Annotated in this window: 18 protein-coding genes; 10 read left to right on the forward strand and 8 right to left on the reverse strand. The window is 64.7% G+C overall.

Annotated features, from left to right (window positions below; all coding sequences use genetic code 11):
• Window positions 1–11 precede the first annotated feature (11 nt).
• Window positions 12–830, reverse strand: coding sequence for a thioredoxin domain-containing protein (locus tag IPM16_19965; protein ID MBK9125380.1), 819 nt, complete (start codon window positions 828–830; stop codon window positions 12–14).
• Between the two features lie 127 nt (window positions 831–957).
• Between IPM16_19965 and IPM16_19970 the strand changes: the two genes are divergently transcribed.
• Together IPM16_19970 and IPM16_19975 are read left to right on the forward strand one after the other, a co-directional pair.
• The gene (locus IPM16_19970; protein MBK9125381.1) at window positions 958–2,082 is read left to right on the forward strand and encodes a 5-(carboxyamino)imidazole ribonucleotide synthase; all 1,125 of its coding nucleotides are present in this window, start codon (window positions 958–960) and stop codon (window positions 2,080–2,082) included.
• A 276-nt stretch (window positions 2,083–2,358) separates the two neighbouring features.
• A complete protein-coding gene (locus IPM16_19975) occupies window positions 2,359–3,531 on the forward strand; it encodes an MFS transporter (GenBank protein MBK9125382.1) in 1,173 nt (390 codons plus the stop codon).
• Window positions 3,532–3,688: 157 nt separating this feature from the next.
• Here IPM16_19975 and IPM16_19980 read toward each other — a convergent pair whose 3' ends face one another.
• The 4 genes from IPM16_19980 to IPM16_19995 all read right to left on the reverse strand — a co-directional run bounded on the left by IPM16_19980 (window position 3,689) and on the right by IPM16_19995 (window position 7,853).
• Complete coding sequence (locus tag IPM16_19980) at window positions 3,689–5,395, reverse strand: M3 family oligoendopeptidase (GenBank protein MBK9125383.1); 1,707 nt, start codon at window positions 5,393–5,395, stop codon at window positions 3,689–3,691.
• 216 nt (window positions 5,396–5,611) lie between these two features.
• A complete protein-coding gene (locus IPM16_19985; protein ID MBK9125384.1) occupies window positions 5,612–6,448 on the reverse strand; it encodes an SDR family NAD(P)-dependent oxidoreductase in 837 nt (278 codons plus the stop codon).
• A 4-nt stretch (window positions 6,449–6,452) separates the two neighbouring features.
• Entirely contained in the window at window positions 6,453–7,247 is a 795-nt protein-coding gene (locus tag IPM16_19990) for a hypothetical protein (GenBank protein MBK9125385.1), read from the reverse strand.
• A 6-nt stretch (window positions 7,248–7,253) separates the two neighbouring features.
• Window positions 7,254–7,853: a hypothetical protein gene (locus IPM16_19995; GenBank protein MBK9125386.1), complete on the reverse strand. Its 600-nt coding sequence runs from the start codon at window positions 7,851–7,853 to the stop codon at window positions 7,254–7,256.
• Between the two features lie 97 nt (window positions 7,854–7,950).
• Here IPM16_19995 and rsmA point away from each other — a divergent pair, with 97 nt between their 5' ends.
• The 6 genes from rsmA to IPM16_20025 all read left to right on the forward strand — a co-directional run bounded on the left by rsmA (window position 7,951) and on the right by IPM16_20025 (window position 13,253).
• Complete coding sequence (gene rsmA / locus IPM16_20000; protein MBK9125387.1) at window positions 7,951–8,775, forward strand: ribosomal RNA small subunit methyltransferase A; 825 nt, start codon at window positions 7,951–7,953, stop codon at window positions 8,773–8,775.
• A gap of 16 nt (window positions 8,776–8,791) precedes the next feature.
• Window positions 8,792–9,529 carry a hypothetical protein gene (locus IPM16_20005; protein ID MBK9125388.1) on the forward strand — a complete coding sequence of 246 codons (738 nt, stop codon included), beginning with the start codon at window positions 8,792–8,794 and terminating at the stop codon, window positions 9,527–9,529.
• A complete protein-coding gene (locus IPM16_20010) occupies window positions 9,529–10,440 on the forward strand; it encodes a hypothetical protein (GenBank protein ID MBK9125389.1) in 912 nt (303 codons plus the stop codon). Before IPM16_20005 ends, IPM16_20010 begins: the two co-directional genes overlap by 1 nt.
• A 71-nt stretch (window positions 10,441–10,511) precedes the next feature.
• Window positions 10,512–11,372 carry a dTDP-4-dehydrorhamnose reductase gene (gene rfbD, locus IPM16_20015; GenBank protein ID MBK9125390.1) on the forward strand — a complete coding sequence of 287 codons (861 nt, stop codon included), beginning with the start codon at window positions 10,512–10,514 and terminating at the stop codon, window positions 11,370–11,372.
• 43 nt (window positions 11,373–11,415) lie between these two features.
• Window positions 11,416–12,570 carry a glycosyltransferase family 4 protein gene (locus tag IPM16_20020; GenBank protein ID MBK9125391.1) on the forward strand — a complete coding sequence of 385 codons (1,155 nt, stop codon included), beginning with the start codon at window positions 11,416–11,418 and terminating at the stop codon, window positions 12,568–12,570.
• Complete coding sequence (locus tag IPM16_20025) at window positions 12,567–13,253, forward strand: pentapeptide repeat-containing protein (protein MBK9125392.1); 687 nt, start codon at window positions 12,567–12,569, stop codon at window positions 13,251–13,253. The genes IPM16_20020 and IPM16_20025 overlap by 4 nt, the downstream gene beginning before the upstream one ends.
• A 385-nt stretch (window positions 13,254–13,638) precedes the next feature.
• Here IPM16_20025 and IPM16_20030 read toward each other — a convergent pair whose 3' ends face one another.
• Genes IPM16_20030 through IPM16_20040 form a run of 3 tightly spaced genes read right to left on the reverse strand, consistent with a single transcriptional unit; the run spans window position 13,639 to window position 16,143 of the window.
• Window positions 13,639–14,088 carry a hypothetical protein gene (locus IPM16_20030; protein ID MBK9125393.1) on the reverse strand — a complete coding sequence of 150 codons (450 nt, stop codon included), beginning with the start codon at window positions 14,086–14,088 and terminating at the stop codon, window positions 13,639–13,641.
• Window positions 14,089–14,092: 4 nt separating this feature from the next.
• Entirely contained in the window at window positions 14,093–14,833 is a 741-nt protein-coding gene (locus tag IPM16_20035) for a PIG-L family deacetylase (protein MBK9125394.1), read from the reverse strand.
• A 32-nt stretch (window positions 14,834–14,865) separates the two neighbouring features.
• Window positions 14,866–16,143 carry a hypothetical protein gene (locus IPM16_20040; protein MBK9125395.1) on the reverse strand — a complete coding sequence of 426 codons (1,278 nt, stop codon included), beginning with the start codon at window positions 16,141–16,143 and terminating at the stop codon, window positions 14,866–14,868.
• A gap of 64 nt (window positions 16,144–16,207) precedes the next feature.
• On the opposite strand from IPM16_20040, the gene IPM16_20045 reads away from it, so the two are divergent.
• Window positions 16,208–17,137: a hypothetical protein gene (locus IPM16_20045; GenBank protein ID MBK9125396.1), complete on the forward strand. Its 930-nt coding sequence runs from the start codon at window positions 16,208–16,210 to the stop codon at window positions 17,135–17,137.
• A 62-nt stretch (window positions 17,138–17,199) separates the two neighbouring features.
• Window positions 17,200–18,210: a ribokinase gene (locus IPM16_20050; GenBank protein ID MBK9125397.1), complete on the forward strand. Its 1,011-nt coding sequence runs from the start codon at window positions 17,200–17,202 to the stop codon at window positions 18,208–18,210.
• Window positions 18,211–18,239: the final 29 nt, after the last annotated feature.

Raw genomic sequence — 18,239 nt, forward strand, 5'->3', positions numbered from 1 at the left:
CACCAATCTAGCTAGGGTTGCAGCGAGTCGATAATCGCAGCAATTCCTTGCATCGAACGATCCGGCAGCCGTTGTGGACGCCCGCCGTCGACGCGATATAGCACAGTTGGTGTCGAACTGACATTGAGATCTCGCGCCAAACGCAGATCAGCCGCGTCTTGTGACGCACTTTGCGTACAGCGCAGTAGCTCCGGAAAATTGACGCCGCTGCGTTCAGCCAAACCTTGCGAGAAGTCGGCGCCGGCGTTGCCGGACAGAATCAGCTCGAAGGCGAGTTCGCTGGCGTAGAAGTACGAACCGGGTTTCTGCGCGTTGACACATTCGAGCAGGTCGGCGACCTGCGTGGTATTCGGACTTGCATTCACACCGGCCGTCGGGAGCGTGCGTAGTTCAAAGCGCGCCCGTCCCTTAGCCACGTAGTCTCGCAGGAGTTGGTCGATCGTCGGCTTGTACTGCTGACACGCTGGGCAGTACCAGTCTGCGAACAGGACAATCGTCACCCGCGCCTGCGGATTTCCGAGGACGAAACCTCCATCCTCAAGGCGCTCCATGGGCAGCGGCGCGAAGAACGCGGCGTCGAGCGGCGGCGGCCCCTCGTGTCTTGGTTCGTAAAACGGAGCAGGCCTGCACTTCACGCGCACTTCTTGAACAGCCGTGTAGATCAGTTCGATTGCGATGTCCGGCTCGCCGGCAAGGTCGGTAGCGATCTTCGCGATGACAGGCAGCACGGCTGCCGCCTCCGGGCAGTCCGTCGCCGGTCCTTGCGCAGCGATCATTGACGATAGTACGACCAGTACCACAGTGACAAACAGCAGAGTCAATTTGCGCATATCGACTCCCAAACGTAATGGTGCACGGACAGGCGAGTATAACCGGCGGCTTCTATAAGCGCCCAACAGTAGTTGCGGTGCGGGGCGCGTTGTGCGACCATTCGCAGCAGTTACAGACGGAGGCATCATGAGAGTTGGCGTTCTCGGCGGGGGACAGTTGGCGCAAATGCTGACGCAGGCAGCAGTCAGCCTCGGCCTCGACACCGCCATCTACGACACCACGCCGGACACGCCGGCCTCGCGTCTGACGCATCACAACGGTGTCGGCACGTGGGACGACGTCGCTGCGCTGCGCACATTCGCCAGCGGGTGCGACGTGCTGACGCTCGAAAACGAGTTCATCCGCGCGGAACCGCTGATCGCGCTGGCGGACGAGGGCGTGGCGATCCATCCCAGCGGGCACACGCTTGCCAAAATTCAGGACAAGTTGATCCAGAAGCAGACGCTGATCGCTGCCGGTCTGCCGGTGCCGCCGTTTGAACCGGTCGCGTCGGTGGCCGATGCCGCACATGCCGGTGCGACGTTCGGCTATCCGATCGTCCTCAAGAAACGTTACGGCGGCTACGATGGCTACGGCAACGCCACCGCGCTGCGACACAGTGAGGTCGCCGAGGCGTATGCGCGCCTGTCCGCCACCGGCGCGGCCCTGATGGCCGAGTCGTTCGTATCGTTTGCGCGCGAGCTGGCGGTCATGGTCGTCCGCGCCCACGATGGTGAGACGCGCGCCTATCCGGTGGTCGAGACGGTGCAGCGCAACCACATCTGCCACATCGTGCGCGCGCCGGCGGGGATCCCGCGGCAGGTCGCGGCGTTGGCGCAGGAGATCGCGGTGCGGGCGGTGCAGGCGTTCGGCGGGGTGGGCATCTTCGGCGTCGAACTGTTCGAACTGCTCGACGGGCAGATCGTGCTCAACGAGATCGCGCCGCGCCCGCACAACTCCGGCCACTACACGATCGAAGCGTGCGTAACGTCGCAGTTCGAGAATCACCTGCGGGCGGTGCTGGGCTGGCCGCTCGGCGACGTGACTCAGCGCAGCGCGGCCGTGATGGTCAACCTGCTTGGCGCCCGTGCCGGCGCGACCTCCGCCGCCGACATAGCCCCAGCGTTAGGGGTGCCGGGCGCGCACTTTCACCTGTATGGTAAGCGGGAAGGGCGTGTAGGGCGCAAGATGGGTCACATCACGGCATTGGGGGCCAGCGTCACCGATGCCGAGAGGACCGCCGTCCGCGCCGCCGCCCTGTGCACGTTGTAGGGGGGGGGGCCGTTGGGGGCGGGGCCCCCCGGGGCGGGGGGGGGGGGGGGGGTGGTGAAGAACAGGGATCAGATATCAGGAGTCAGTGGTCAGGTTTCAGTCAGACGCCATGTATGGTGGCCAGACAAGTTGCGACGAAGTCATTCATCGCTTGTGATAAAACGCGCGTCGAACGCCACTGCCAACCATCTCCTGTCACCTGACACCTGATTACTGACGACTCCCTCCACGCATCACGCATCACTTTCCACTCAACACTCCTCCGAAGGAGGTCTCGTGCAGCGCGGCATCCGCCTGATTATGGCGTTCAACTTTCTCGAGGACTTTCTGCCGTACAGTGTCTTCGCAGTGCTGATCTTCGCCGACATCGCCGGCTCGTTCACGGCAGCGGCGGCGGCGTTTAGCGTGACGATGCTGGCGAGCGTCGTGTTCGAGGTGCCGACCGGTGTGCTGTCCGATCGTGTCGGGCGCAAGGCGACGGTCGTGTTGGGTGCGCTGTTTAGCACCGCCGGCATCGTGTGCTACGCGTTGGCGCAGGACGCGACCCTGATCTTCATCGGCTCGGTCATCGGCGGGATCAGCACCGCGTTCTACAGCGGCAACAACGACGCGCTGCTGTACGATCTGCTGGTCGATCACGGCAAGGAGCATCAATTCCGCGACTACCTCGGCCGTACCTCGTCGATGTTTCAGGCGGCAGGGGCAGTGTCAGCCGTCATTGGCGGCGTGCTGGTCGCCGCGACCGACTATCGGACGATTCTGTGGGTCACAGTGATCCCGCAGGCACTATCGGTGATCGTCGCGTTGATGCTGCCGGTAACACGGCCGCACGAAAAATCGGAGACACCGTACGCGCACCTGCGCGAGTCGATCGGGCTGATCGCCGCCAATCCGCGCCTCCGCGCGCTGACCACGGCGCAGGTCATCCGCTTCAGCTTCGGTGAAGCCGGTTATCAACTGCGGGCGGCGTTCGTCGAGACGCTGTGGCCATTGTGGGCAATAGGAGCGGCACGCGCGTTCTCAAACGTCATTGCCGCACTCAGCTTCTACTTTGCCGGTCCCTTGATCCGCTTTTTCGGCGAGCGTCGGATCCTGCTTGGCGGCGTCGGGTTCGCCAACATCAGCGAGATCGTGTGGGTCTCTCTGTCCAACGTGCTGTCCCCTGCGCTGATGGCGCTCAACAGCGCGCTGTTCGGCGTGATCACCGTGTCCAGCGGCACGCTTATGCAGCGCGAGTTCAGCCCGCGCCACCGCGCCACGATGGGGTCGGTCGCCTCGCTGTTGGGGAGCTTCGGATTCGCGGTCGTCTCGGTCGTGTTCGGCGTCATCACCGACCTGATCGGCCCTGACCGCGCGCTGATGTTGATGCTCGCCGGGGCGCTCACCAGCGTGTTCTGGTATCGCGTCGCCTTCCGTCGCAACGGCGCCGAGCCCCTCGCCAATTCCTAGCCCGTCGTTGGGGCGCTGCCCCAAGCCCCGGCAAAGGCTTTCGCCCTCTGGACTCCCATATCCCGAAAACAGCCCGCTTGCGAGGTCAAGTTCCGCAGAATGGAGTCCAGAGGGCGTAAGTCCTCTGGTGGAGGTGCGGAGGCGAAGCCTGTGCGCGCTACAGCGCCGTTTCCAGCTCGCCGATGGTGCCTTCCAGCACGTCGATCAGGCCGCGCAGCATGTCGCTGTCGAAGGCGAAGCGCAGGCCCGCTGCGCCAAATAGTTGATGCAGGTTACCGGTGCCGCCCAATCCGAGCGCGTGGCGATACGCCGTCACCGCTGCCGCCTGATCCTTCTGCGCGTTGGCGTAGAGCTGCACCGCGCCGAGGCGGGCGAGTCCGTACTCGATGTAGTAAAACGGGTAGCGGAAGATATGCTGCTTGCGATGCCAACCCGTGGCCTTGTAGTCGTCGTAGCCGGTGTAGTCGATATCTGGCTCGAAGCGCGCCTTCAGGTCGAGCCAGGCGGTGTCGCAGGCGTCCGGGTTGCCGCCGTCGTTGGCCGGATCGTACGCCCACAATTGGAACGCGTCCACCATCGCCATATACGGCCAGAACTCGATGATGCTCTCGAGGTGGTCGATGCGGAAACGCGCGGCCTCGCTTTCGGTGAAGTATCCGCCGTTCGCGGTGGTCAGGTACGGCGACGACAACATCTCCATCCCGAACGACGCGACCTCGGCGAACTCGGTGGGATACGCGCGCTGACCTTCGTAGGGCAGAGCACGCGTGGCGTAGCTGTGGAAGGCGTGGCCGACCTCGTGGATCAGCGTGCGCACGTCTCCGTCGCTGTTGACCGCGTTCATGAATACGAACGGCTTCGCGGTGAGCGGGAACGTCGCACAGTACGCGCCCGGCCCTTTGTGCTTGCGATTCGGCAGATCGGTCAGGCCGGCGGCGAGCATGTCGCGGTACTGCGCACCCAACTGCGGATCGACCGCGTCGAACACGCGGCCCGATGTCTCGGCAAACCCGTCGATCGACACCCACGGCGTGAGCGGCGGCTTGCCGCTGGCGTCCACGTCCACGTCATACGGCTTCATCGTGTCGAGGCCGAGGCGCTGGCGGCGCCGGTCGCGAGCACGGATCGCCGCCGGAACGACCACCTCTTCGATTGCGCGGTGGAACGTCGCGTTGTCGTCCGGCGCGTAATCGAAACGTCCGCGCAGTTTCCACACCAAATCGCGGAAGGTGTCGAAGCCGGCGTTCTTTGCCATCTGCTTGCGGATGTCGAATGCCTTCGACCAGATTGCGTTGATCGCCTGACGATCCTGCACCCAACGGTCTGCGAACAGGTCGAAGGCCGCCTTGCGGACCGTGCGGTCGGGATTCTTGAACGACTTCATCAGCTCGACCAGCGTGACCTCGTCGCCGTCCCACTCGACGGACTGCGCGCCGGTAATCTTGGCGTATTCGAGGCCGGCCTGTTGATCCTCGATCTGCAGCGGCAGGTTCTCTTCGCGGAAGACTTCGACCGCCGCGCGGGCACGCTTGAGCGGCATTTCGAAGTTGTCGGGTGTGAGCCCGCTTTCGAGCAACTTGCGATTGAGCCGCGTGACGACGACCTGCATGGGCTGCATCAGGTCCTTCGTCAGCGACTTGAGCCGGGCCTCGGCCTCGGCATCCTGCGTATTCTGGGTCGTGGCGACGCGCGCCCGCGCCATGATCTCGCCGATGACGGTGGTTGCTGCGGTCATATCGCGCAGCCACTGATCGACCGACTCCGGCGTGAGGTCGCGGGCTTCGAGGTCGGCGAAGTACGGCTCGAACCGGGGCCAATCCCACGTCTTCGCCTCGTCATGCGTCTTTGGTAACGTGTCAAACATCGATCGCTCCCATCCTTGATAACGCCGGCGAGTATAACGCACGGAAGAAAGTGCTGAGTCGTGAGTGATGAGGGACGAGGGGGCAGCTACCAGTTATCAGTTATCAGTCGTCAGTCGTCAGGAGTCAGAAGTTCGTCGACCATCACGCATCGTTCTCCCCTCTCCCTGAGGGAGAGGGGCCGGGGGTGAGGGCTTGGTGGGGTGAAGGGTGCGAGCCTACTCCGCCTCGCCATCTCCACGCGCAATGGGCACGCCGCGAACGATCTCGCGGGCCACCCACGTCTGCAGGAAGCGCGGGATCAGCCGCCCGCCGAAGGCGAGAAATCGCTCGAACAGGCCGGGGACGATCAACCGGCGGCCGTTCAACGCCGCTTCGACCACGTTGCGCGCGACCCACTCGCGGTCACGGTAGTACAGCTTTTCGCGCCACGGGATCGGCCGCATGCCGCCGCGTTCGAACAACTGCGTGCGGACGGGTCCGGGGGCCGCCGCCGTGATATTCACGCCGGTACCGCGCATCTCGTAGGCCAGCGCCTCAGTCAAGCTGAGGATGTACGCCTTGCTGCCGCCGTACGCCGCGTGGTACGGCAGTGGGAAGAACCCGCCCAACGAGGTCATGTTGAGGATGACGCCCTGACCGCGCGCGGCCATCTCACGCGCGTAGTGTTTGCTGAACTGCGCGACGGCGCCGACATTCAAATCGACCAGTTCACTTAGGTGCGGCTGCATCTGCGAGATGAACGGCCCTGTCCAATCGACGCCGGCGTTGTTGACTACGATGTCGATCTGCGGTCCTTTTCCCAGCGTTTCGAGCAGGCATGTCCGGGCGTCGCGGTCAGCGAGATCGACGGCGTGTATCACGACGTCGACGGGATATGACGTGCGCAGCTTTTCGGCAGCGGCCTCGAGCTTGTCAGGCCGATGCGCGACGAGGATCAGATTCGCGCCGCGCTTGGCCAACTCGTGCGCGACTGCTTCGCCCAACCCGCTCGATCCGCCGGTGACCAATGCCCACCGATCGGTGACGTCATACGGCGCGCTCCGGGCTGTCATCGGGCTATGCACAGGCGTCGGCGCTGCCGCCGGTAACATACCGGGCAAGCACCACACGGTCGGTGGGACGCACGCACAGATCGCGCGTCCGGCCCTCGCTCAACATGATGTCGTGGATCATGCTGAGTGTCGTACTAAGGCCCGTGTCGCCCAGCACCCACACGACATCCCCGTGAAGCCCGTCCAATGAGGCGCTCAGCTCTTCGCTCGCAAATCCACGCCAACCGAAGTCGATGCCGATCCCCGGCCGGACGCTAGCTTGCGCATGGTGGAATCCCAGCGGCGAATCGGGGCGAAATACGGTGACCACCGGCTCGGTGAGCGTACGTTGCTCGGCCAGTGTATCGAGCGCCGGGTGATAATCCGGCGCCGGCCAGAAGAACGGCGCACCGCCAGCCGCAGTCAGTATGAGCGCGATTCCGCTGGTGATCGCGCCGCCCAACGGCACGCGACGAAGGATCAGGCGGTACAGGATCGCCGCCGTCAGGATGATGAACAGACCGCGCGCGACAGCGACACTGGCGAGTGAATCGCCCAGCACGGTCGTCCACCCTTTGCGCAACAGCAGCTCGGGACGAAGCCCGCCCGCATCTTGCATGCGAGTGATCGACTCGCGCCAATTGGCGAGGATGGCACGGGCCACGTCTTGCGGGGCGGCGGCGCGCACCGGTGTCTCGTCGCGGATCAACCACGCGTCGAATGCGGCCCTATCGCTGACCGGCGCGCGGGACGCACCCAAGACGCCGAGCGTGAACGCCGCAAACAGCACGCCGATCAGGGCGACTGGGATTCGACGCATCGGCTGTTACTTGGCCGGTTCGTTCGGTTCGACGTACATCCACCAGAACCGCTCGGCTGGGTAGGCCGGGATCAACGCCTCGGCCCACGCGAAGTCGCCGGGCTTGACGTAGCGCCGCAGCGCCGAGTCGGCGGCCTTCGCCTTGAGCGTGAGCTCCTTGACGTCCGCGCCCAACTCCTCCAGCGCGATCAGGGCTTCCTCGGCAATCGTGCGGCGCAGCACTTCCGGGCCGTACACCTTAGCCGCCAGTCTCGGATCAGTCTTGGCCTCCTCGAAGAACGGGCGCATCGCATCGAGCCGCGACGCGACCTCGCGTTCGAGCTTGGCCCGATAGTGTTCGCGCCATTCTTTGATGACGCTGGCCCGTTTGGCTTCGATCTTCGCGAGCTGTTCGAGCTGATCGCCGGATAGCTGCGGCTGCAGAGCGCGCAGGCGGCGCAGACGCATCGCCAGTGAGCCGGCGGTCAGGGCCGGCATCCGCCCGCCGGTAAACCATCCGCCGCCCACCGATCCGTACACTTGATCGCCCTGCACATAGGTCTCGAGGCTGTCGGCGAAGGCCTGTGCTTCCTTCAAATCCTGCGTGACCGAGTACTCTTTCGACATAGTCAGGTTCCTTTCGGTAGGCCGTTATTTTAGCACGGATACGAGGCGTGTCAGGACTATGGCATAATGACCGTCTGAGGACCGCAAGGAGGCTGGCATGAACCCGAAGGCGCTGTTGGAACAATACGATCTGCAGCCCCGCAAGAGCCTCGGTCAGAACTTTCTTCACGACCCCAACGCGCTGGAGAAGATCGTCACCACGGCCGAAGTGATGCCGGGCGACACCGTGCTCGAGATCGGCCCCGGCACCGGCCTGCTGACCGAACGTTTGGCGCGGGCGGCGGGGCAGGTCATCGCGGTCGAGGTCGACACGCGCCTGAAGCCCGTGCTCGAAGCGCAGTTCGCGCAAACCCCCAATGTCACGTTGATTTGGGACGACATCCTCAACGTCAACCCGGACGCGCTGTTTCCCGAACGCGACTATATCGTGGTTGCCAACGTACCGTATTACATCACCAGCGCCATCCTCAAGCACCTGCTCGAGCGCGAGCATCGCCCGCGCCGGCTGGTGCTGACTGTCCAGCTCGAGGTCGCCGAGCGTGTGTGTGCCAAGCCCGACGACATGAGCCTGCTGGCGGTAAGCGTGCAGTTCTTCGGCAAACCGTCGCTGGCGGGCAAGCTCAACCCGGCAGTCTTCTGGCCGCGCCCGGATGTCGACAGCGCGTTGCTACGGATCGACTGCTATCCGACGCCGCCGGTCGACGTGCCGAGCGTGGGCGCATTCTTTGTCGTGGTCAAGGCGGGCTTCAGCCAGAAGCGCAAGCAGCTCAAGAATGCGCTGGGCGCAGGCCTGCGGCTGTCGGGCGAGGAGCTGGCGCGGCTAACGGCGGACACCGGCGTCAACCTGACCCGCCGTGCCGAAACGCTCTCCCTCCAAGATTGGGCGGCGTTGACCCGTGCACTGGCGTATAATCTACCGTAGGGATAAGCGGGGACGTATGCGGATCAAACGACCAGATCAAGTATTTCTCGCGTTTATGGCGACGCTTGCGGGTATTGTACTGCTCGGCGGGCAAGGGCTGGGGCTTCCGGTCATGCTTGCGACGGTGCTGGCATTTGTCGCCGCCATCGGACTGGTCGCGTTCCGCCCGGCGTTCGACCGCGTCCGCGCGCAGGCGTCTGCCGCCGCGTCCAACCGCCCGTCCGGCACGCAGGCGGCGCAAGAGGCGACCCAACGCGTGCGCGCCCGCGGTGTGATCCCGTCGGTCGGTGTGAAGCTGGCCGACGTCGGCTTGATCGTCTCCGAGACGACCAGCGACGGCGTGACGTTTCGGCGCACGCGCGAAGTCGATCATGATGACGACGGCGTTCGCCCGTATGTGCAGTTCAATGCCGACGCGCTCGGTGCAGAACGGCGTGCGGTCGTCCGCTATGAGATGATCGATCCGACCGGCGAACCGGCCTTTGTTCACGAGGATGTGGTCTATTTGCAGTTGGGCGAGAACACCTTGCATCCCACACGCCACCTTCCGTTGGCGGGAGGACTTGACACGCAGCAGCTTGGTCGCTGGGACTTGCACGTCTATCTCGACGGTGAATTGGTAGGGATGCTGAACTTCGCCGTCACCCCCTCTGACGAGGAGCGTCGGTCGCGCTTGACCGGCCGGGCCGAACCCGGCGCGACCAGCTTCGAGGATCTGCTGCGAAGGGGCAGCGGGTCAGGAGATAACCGGTAATGAACTTTCGACTCACGCGCGAATTCGCGATCGTCGCCGTCATCGTCGGCGCTATCGTATTGGCAAATCCCAACCTGTGGTGGCTGCTGTTCTTCGTGTTCAGCGGGTTCTGGTTCAACAACCAGCAGTCCAGTGGTCAGAGCGCGTCGCCCCGCCAGATGCCGCGCGGGCGCTACCGCGAGACACGCCGCACCGATGGCACCGAACGGCGCCCGACCACATCCAGCGAACTGCGCCGCCAGCGCCTGGAACAGTCGCAGGAAACGATGCCGGGCGTGTTCCCGCCGCGGCCGCTCGAGAGTGCGAACCCGGCACCGCGTGTGCCGCGCACATCGGCTGCCAAAGGCCCGATGCCGCACGCTGCAGACGCCGTGCGCGCTGCCGGTCAGTCGCTGGACGGCTTGGCGCTGCTGCCGGTCGACATCGGCCTGATGGTCTACACCGGAACGCAGCGGCCCGTCCTTCATCGCGAGGCGCCGGTGCCCGACACGGTTGACTTCGTGCAGCCGTTCGTCGAGCTGCAGTTAAGCCGGCCCGCCGCGGGTACGCTGCGCTTCGAGATCCTTGACTCTACTGGCGACGTGGTGTACCGGCGCGAAGAGCGCGGTCAACTACCTGCCGGCCGTACGGCGGTCATTCCGGCCACGCGCATGCCTGTCGGCGACTTCCTGTTCACCGAAGGCGGGTGGACGCTCAACGTCTACGCGGCTGACACGCTGCTGGCATCGCACACCTTCGAGTGGGGCGAGCCTGCCGACGCGACCGGTGTCCTTCGCGAACACCTTGCGCAGGATGGCGAACTGAGCGCCGATCTGGCGATGCTGGTCGAGGACGCGCGCCTACAGCCGCTCTCGCTGGACGACTTGCTCGACGCGCAAGAAGAGCCGCAGCGCATGGCGCGCAGTTCGTAACCTGCCCATGCGTGGCAGTAGGTGCCTCCGGCGCATCTCGCGGTAGAATGATGCGCTAGGAGGCGCACGCGATGATCGGCAAACGAATTCTCATCACCGGAGTCACCGGGCGGCTAGGGAGCCGTCTGGCGCACTTGCTCGACAACGGCAGCAATACCGTGATGGGGTTCGATCAACCCGCGCTTGACATCACGGACTGGGCGACCGTCCGGCAGGTGATTGTGAACGCGCATCCGGACATCGTCGTCAATGCCGCGGCCATGACCGACGTCGACGGCTGCGCGCGCGATCCTGCACTGGCGCATCGCGTCAACGGGCTTGGTGCGGGTAACGTCGCTGCCGCTGCGTACGCCGCGCGCGCGCTGATCGTCCATATCAGCACCAACGAGGTCTTCGACGGCTCGTCAGCGCGCCCGTATCGCGAGTACGACTCGCCGTGCCCGATCAACCACTACGGCGAGAGCAAGTGGGCAGGCGAACAAGCCGTGATCCGCGTCAACCCGCGCCATGTGATCGTGCGAACGGCATGGCTGTTTTCGCATGGCGGGCGCAACTTCATTCACGCCATTCTCGGCGCGGCGCAGGCCGGCAAGCCGCTGCGCGTCGTGTGCGACGAGATCGCCAACCCGACCTATAACAACGACCTCGCCGATGCCATCATCGCGCTGGCGCAGACCGAACGGCCGGGAATCTATCATCTTGTCAACGAGGGCGCGGCGACCCGCAACGCCTTCGCGCGGCGAATCCTCGACCGCAGCGGATATGCCGACACGCCGATTGCGCCGATTCTGCGCGCGCAGTGGCCGCGCCCGTCCACACCGCCGGCCCATGCCGCGCTGGACAATACTGCCGCGGCCTCGCTTGGGGTACGCCTGCGCCCATGGCAGACCGCACTCGACTCATTCTTGGAGCGCGAAGGGCTGCTGGCCTGAGCCGCCGCATTCTGCGCGCTGTACCGGATAGGTGAACTTAACGATGCACATCGCGCTCAACGCGTGGTTCTGGGATCAGCCATACACCGGCAGCGGCCAGTACATCCGCCGTTTGACGGCGGCGCTGCGTGCCGTCCGTCCCGATCTCAAGCTGACACTGGTGACGCCGCCGCGCATCGGCGCGCCGGAGAGTGTGCCTGACGGTGTCGCTGTCCACCGCGCGGGTGGGATCGGCGGCAAAGTCGGCAAGGTGCTGTTTGAACAGCGCGGGTTCCCGAACGCCGCACGTGCTGTCGGCGCAGACCTCGCCCATGTGCCATACTGGGGGCCGCCGCTGGCCTCGCCAGTGCCGCTGATCGTGAGTGTCCTCGACGTCATCCCGCTGGTGATGAAGGAGTACAGCGGCAGCTTGGCGGCATCCTTCTATACGTCGCTGGTGACGGCCGGCGCGCGCGGCGCCAACCACATCATCACCATCAGCCACGACAGCAAGAGCGACATCGTGGCGCATCTCGGCGCTGCAGCAGATGACGTCACCGTGACGCATCTGGCGGTGGACGACGTGTTTCATCCGCGCCTCGGCGCCGAGCGCGACGAGGCCGTGCGTGCCAAATACAAGCTCCCCGAGCGATTCGTGCTGTACCTCGGCGGCTTCGACGTGCGCAAGCAGGTTAACGAACTGCTGCTGGCCTATACCTACGTGATGCGCGCCGAAGGCGATCAGGTGCCGCTGGTATTGGCCGGCCGCGAGCCGAAATGGGGCGGGCCGGTGTTCCCTGACCTGCGTAAGTACGCGCACGACCTCGGGCTGGACGACGTTGTGCAGTGGGTCAACGCGCCGGATGACGCCGACAAGCCGAGCCTGTACCGTCTTGCCGCCGCGCACGTGTGGCCGAGCCGCAAGGAGGGCTTCGGACTGCCCGTGCTTGAATCGATGGCATGCGGCACGCCGACCATCGCGTGGAACGCCCCGGTCATCGCCGAGGTCGTCGGGGACGGGGCGTATTTGGTCGACTCGGCGCGCGAAATGGCCGGGGCGATCCTCGCCGTGCTGAACCAACAGCCGCTTCGTGATACGCTGGTGAATCAGGGTCTTGCACAGGTCACGCGGTACTCCTGGCGCAAGACCGCGCGCGAGACCGCTGCGGTGTACGATCAGGTGCTGACGTCGCTTTCGACGGGTCAGGGAGGTGGATGATGGCAGAGAATCGGGGACTGCGCGCCCGCGTCGCGCGGCTGTTTCAGCGCCGCGCCGGCAACGAGCTGACCTATCTCGTGATGGGTTTGGCGCTGGGCATCATCATTTCGCGCGTCGGCGATCTGGTCAGCGATCAGCCGCGCTCGTTCTTCGAAAGCCTCGTGCCGGAGTTCATCGGCATTGTCTTTACCGTGTTCGTCATCAACCGGCTCGACTCTGTGCGCGAAGACCGTCTGATCCTCGAAAAGCTCCTGCGCGAGATGCACAGTCGCTATAACCCGGTGGCGCTGCAAGCCATCGAGGAACTGCGCGTGATGGGCTATCTCGACTCCGGCGCGCTGCGCGAACGCGACTTCCGCGGCAGCAGTTGGCAGGAAGCTAACCTGTACCGGGCCGATTTGCGCGGTGCCGACCTCAAGCACGCCGACCTCGAGAACGCCGATCTGTACGAGGCCAATCTGGAAGGCTCGACGGTGACCGCCGACCAACTGCGTATGTGCAAGACGCTGCGGCGCTGTACCATGCCGGACGGCTCACGCTACGACGGGCGCTACAACCTGCATTGGGATCTCCACCTGATGCGCCGCGACGGGTTCGACCCGAACGACCCGACCAGCGCGGCTTCGTTTTACGAGGTGTCGCTGGAGACGTATCAGGCGGGGCAGGAAGCCGCGAAGCGGTAGGGAGGCGGCGGGAACCCTCTAGCCCTCACCCCCGGCCCCTCTCCCTCAGGGAGAGGGGAGAAAACGTTCGGAGACAAGGGTTACAGTCTGGCCAGCCGAACGTAGATGCAGCGTGCCAACTGACCGCTGACTTCTGACGACTGAATACTGACTACTGGCAACTATCTCCTCATCACTCAGGACTCATCACTTGCTTCCATGAGCCCTCACCCCCGGCCCCTTTCCCAACCTTCGGTGCTCCCAATGGACATCAGGGTGTGGGGGGAACGATGTTCGGACACATGGGTAACAGTCTAGCCAGCCGAACGTAGATGCTGCGTGCTGGTTGCTGACGACTGACGACTGAATACTGCCAACTGGCAACTATCTTCTCATCACTCATCACTCAGGACTCATCACTTCTTTCTCCGTCGGGTGACAAGTCGCCGGCGAGCCACGGCATGCCGTAGGCCACCGCCAGCGACCCGGCCTCGCCCAATGCCCGCCCCAACGATTGCACGTCGTGATAGGTCCACCAGTGCTTGCCGGATGGCACGATCGCCACGCCGAAGTCCTCCACCACCAGTGCAGACAGGTCGCGGCGCACGCCGTCGCTGCGCAGGAGCGTCACGCGGAAGCGCGACGGCACGCCGGACGACCACTCGGTGTCGGCATACGGCAGGTGTTGAAACTCGATGGTGGCGGTCAGCCCGTTGCCGAGTTGACTGCTAAAACGAAACTGACCGCCGGCCCACTTGAGCGGCAGTTCCTCCAATTGATAGCCCGCCGCCGAGAATGCTTGACCGACCACGGTCAACAGGAGATCACGGAAGGCGTCCTGCGCGGCCGGGTTCATCGGATCAGTTGATCTTCATCACCCGGAACGACTCGGCATACGGCACACCGATCGCCTGGCCAGACTCTTTGTCCCAGCCGCCGATGAACTCGCGGATTTCCTCGCGGTCCTGAAGCTGCGACGCGTGCAGCATCAGTGCGTCCAGCTTACGCTCGAAATAGGCGCTGATATCGACTTGCAGCGTCGGCTTTTCGCTGAACATGAGGTACACATAGGTGACCTTGTGCGGTTCCAGCCCCTCGTCCAGCAGCTCCTCGAAGTACTTACGGTTGCCTGCGGCAGGGAATACCGCATCAATCACCGTTTGACAGGCATAACGGTGGTCCGGATGGTTGATGTAGGTGTTTTCAAGCGTAAACAACATCGTCGGGTCCATCGTCGCCAACGTATCCGGCTTGACGTGACGGATCACGCGGACAAGCTCGCGCCGCAGCTCCAGCGACGGCACGATCATGCCGTCCGGATGCCCGAGAAAGATGACGTCCTTGACGCCGATCGAAGCGGCGGCAGCGCGCTGTTCGTCCTGCCGTATGGCGGCAAGTTGGGCGCGGCTGATGTCCGGGTCGTCGCTGCCCGCCGCGCCATCGGTGATCAGGCAGTAAGTCACATGGCTGCCGGCTTCCGTCCAGCGCGCAATCGTGCCCGCCATGCCGAACTCGATGTCATCCGGATGGGCGACCATGACCAAGGCGCGTTCTGGTACGTAGAACTCCGGAGCAGAGTTCTCGCTGGGTGTTTCCGTCATTCTGTAGTCCTCTCCCGGATTGAATTACCTTCTCAGCGTACGCGTTTCCACGTCGCTGTCAAGGCACCGGGCAGCAGCGGATTCAGCCGATAAATTGCGCCGTCCGGAGCATCGATAAAGATCGTGCCGTCGGTCGCGCGTTGAATCGTGCGCGAACTGAGATCGATGCTGGCCGTGGCGAAGCCGATCGCGTCGATCCAATACCCGCCGAGGCCGAACTGCGTACAGGCCATCCAGCTAAACTGCTGCTGCGGCAGGATCGTCCCCGGTGTCGGCAGATACGAGCCGCACATGTTGTTGACGCCGTCCCACAAACTGGCGGCCTGCCCGTATTGATCGCTGGCGAACAAGCCGTTCTTGCCCGGGGCGCGCACCAGCGCATAGATCATATTCTGGCCGTCGGCGTTGGCGTTCAGCATCACGCCGAACTCGTTAGACTGATACGCGCCGACGACAAGCTGCGACGCGGCGGTCGGACAGCCGACGTTCTCGGCCTGCGCGATGGCGTTGTCGAAGAACCACGAGAACGAGCACTGCACCAGCACGCGGATTTCGACCGTCTGCGTGATTTCCTGTAGGCCGCGCCGCACGACGAGGCGGTAGAACACGCGCCCGGTCTGCACGTTGGGAATCGTGACGTTCAGTTCGCCGCTGACTTCTACCGGCGTGCGCGTGTTGACCGCACCGTTGGCGTCCTGCTGTTCGATCGTCGCCTCTTCGCCGTCGGCCTCCCAGAGCAGTGTGATCTGTCCGCCGCCGGCGACGTCAGTGCTGCTGGCCGTGAAGCTGAAGATGCTCGGGAACGCGTTGGTCGGCTGGACCTCGGGTGTGATGGTACGGGTCGGCGTAGCCGTGGCCCGACGGGTCGGGGTACGCGTGGGCGTGGCCGTGCGCGTCGGGGTTGGCGTGCTGGTCGTCGTCACCGTCGGCGTCGGCGTGAAAGTCGGTGTGTCGGTCGACAGGGCGTCAAACGCGATGGCAGTGGCCGACGCATCCATAATGGCCTGCGCCGTGCTGTTCAACGCGGCGATAGCCGTTCGGGTCGGATCGAATTCGTTTGGAGTCTCGGTTGGTGTGATAGTCGGCGTATGCGTTTCCGTCGGCGTTCCGCTCGGTTCGCCGGTCGCCGAGGGCTCGGATGTCGCCGTCGGTTCGGGAGTGTCAGTGGGGGTATCGGTCGGCGTGGCGGTCGGCAGTTCCATCAGCGTCGGCAGCGGTTCGCTGCTTTGCAGGCCGGGATCATCGCACGCGGCAAGGACGACAAGGCTGAGACACAGTACAATCCACAACAGAGATGATTTCCGGATCATAAGGAAACTCCGCGTGCGGGCTGGCAAGGCGTTAAGAGCAATAACGGCGCTAATGGTACTTCTGATGAGTGCTGCGTGCCAATCCAACGATAGTCCGGCACAGGATTTGCCCACGTTGATGGTGCTGCCGTCGCTGACGCCAAGCCCCGCCCCGACAGCACTCCCGACCCGCGACATGCGCCCGCTGCCGACGGCAGTCCCGACTGCGATGCCGACGCCTGTACCGCTGATCGTCCCGACTGCGCAGCCTTCTGCGCTGCCCGAGGTCTCGCCGACACCGACCTCTCTGCCGGATCGCTTCGTGTTCGGGCAGTCGGTCGAAGGCCGCGACCTGATCGGCTACCGGATCGGCAGCGGCGAACGCGTGCTGATGCTGGTCGGCGCGGTGCACGGCGGGTTCGAGCAGCACACGTCCGACCTGATCGAGCAGCTCGCCGACCATTATCGCAGCACGCCGACCGATGTGCTGCCGCAGATCTCGCTGGTACTGATCCCCGCGCTGAACCCCGATGGTCTGGAGCGCGGGCGGGTGGCGGCGGGTCGGCTCAACGCCAATGGCGTCGATCTCAACCGCAACTGGCCGTGCGGATGGTCACCCGACGCCGTGTTTCGCGATCAACCGGTGAGCGCCGGCACCGAGCCGCTCGATCAGCCCGAAACGCGCGCGCTGGCGACGCTGATCGAAGACCTTCAGCCCGGCGCGGTCCTATTCTTCCACGCCGCGGCGGCCGGGGTGTTCGCCGGGGACTGCGGCGGCGATGCGGGCAGCGCGGCCATGAGTGCGACATTCGGTACGGCAGCCGGTTACGAATACGGCAGCGACTTCTCCGACTACGTGGTCACGGGTACCGGCCCGGCGTGGGTCAACAGCCTCGGCATTCCGTCCGCCGATATCGAGCTGACCAGCGCCACCGACCCGGAGTTCGACCGCAATCTGGCTGGCGTTCAGGCGGTTCAATGCTGGCTGGCGCCGCTGTCGCCGGCCTGCGCGTAGAGCCGTCCGTTGTGAAACGGCCGCCAAACCGCTACGATGGTCGCGGCGCTCAGGAGGGGGCGATGCACCAACTGAACGAAATCATCGGCACCATGGCCGGCAAACGCGTGATCGTGATCGGTGACGCGATGCTGGACGAATATCTGTACGGGCAGGCGACGCGCATCAGCCGCGAAGCGCCGGTTCCGGTGCTAGAGTACACCGAGCGGCGTGTGATCCCCGGCGGCGCGGCGAACCCGGCTGTCAACGCGGCCCGGCTTGGCGCGCACACGACTCTGATCGGCGTGATTGGCGGCGACGCGGCAGGGCAGGAGCTGCGGGCGGCGCTGTCGGAGCGCGGGGTTGACACGTCCGGGCTGATCGTCGCGGAAAAGCGGCCGACCGTCGTCAAGCAGCGCATTATGGCGCAGATGGGCCTGCGCTTCCCGCAGCAGGTCGCGCGTATCGACCGCATCGACCGGTCGCCGTTGGCTGAATCGCAGCGCAGCGCCGTGCTCGAAATGCTGGCGCGCTGCTTCGGCGAACAGACCGTGGACGTCGTCTTGGTGTCCGACTATCGCAGCGGATTGATCGACAGCGCCTTAGGGCAGGAGATTGTGGCACGGTGCCGCGCGTCCGGCGTGCGGCTGGCGGTCGATGCGCAAGGCGACTTCGACAAATATATCGGCTGCGGCGTGCTCAAATGCAACGCCGACGAGGCCGCGTCGTATCTTGGCACGTCTCTTCAGTCTGACGCAGACTTTGCGCGTGCTGCGGCCAGTCTCGCCGATCGCCTGCAGATTGACGTGGGCGTATTCATCACGCGCGGCGCGGCTGGGATCACCGTCGGAATGCGGCAGAACGGGGCTGCAACTGCAACGCACGTCCCGGCGCGCCATGTCGAGGACGTGTTTGACACGGTCGGCGCAGGCGATACCGCGATTGCGGTCATCGCGTTGGCGCTGGCCTCTGGCGCGGACGTGACTCGCGCGGCGGTGCTGGCGAACGCCGCAAGCGGAATCGTGGTGCGTCGGCTTGGGAACTACGCGCCCAGCCCCGACGAACTGCGCGCGGCGCTCGAGGAGGGTGCGTGACCATGCCGGAACTTATCATCGCTCGATAC

Origin of the sequence: Candidatus Flexicrinis affinis (assembly GCA_016716525.1) — a bacterium.
GTDB lineage: Bacteria > Chloroflexota > Anaerolineae > Aggregatilineales > Phototrophicaceae > Flexicrinis > Flexicrinis affinis.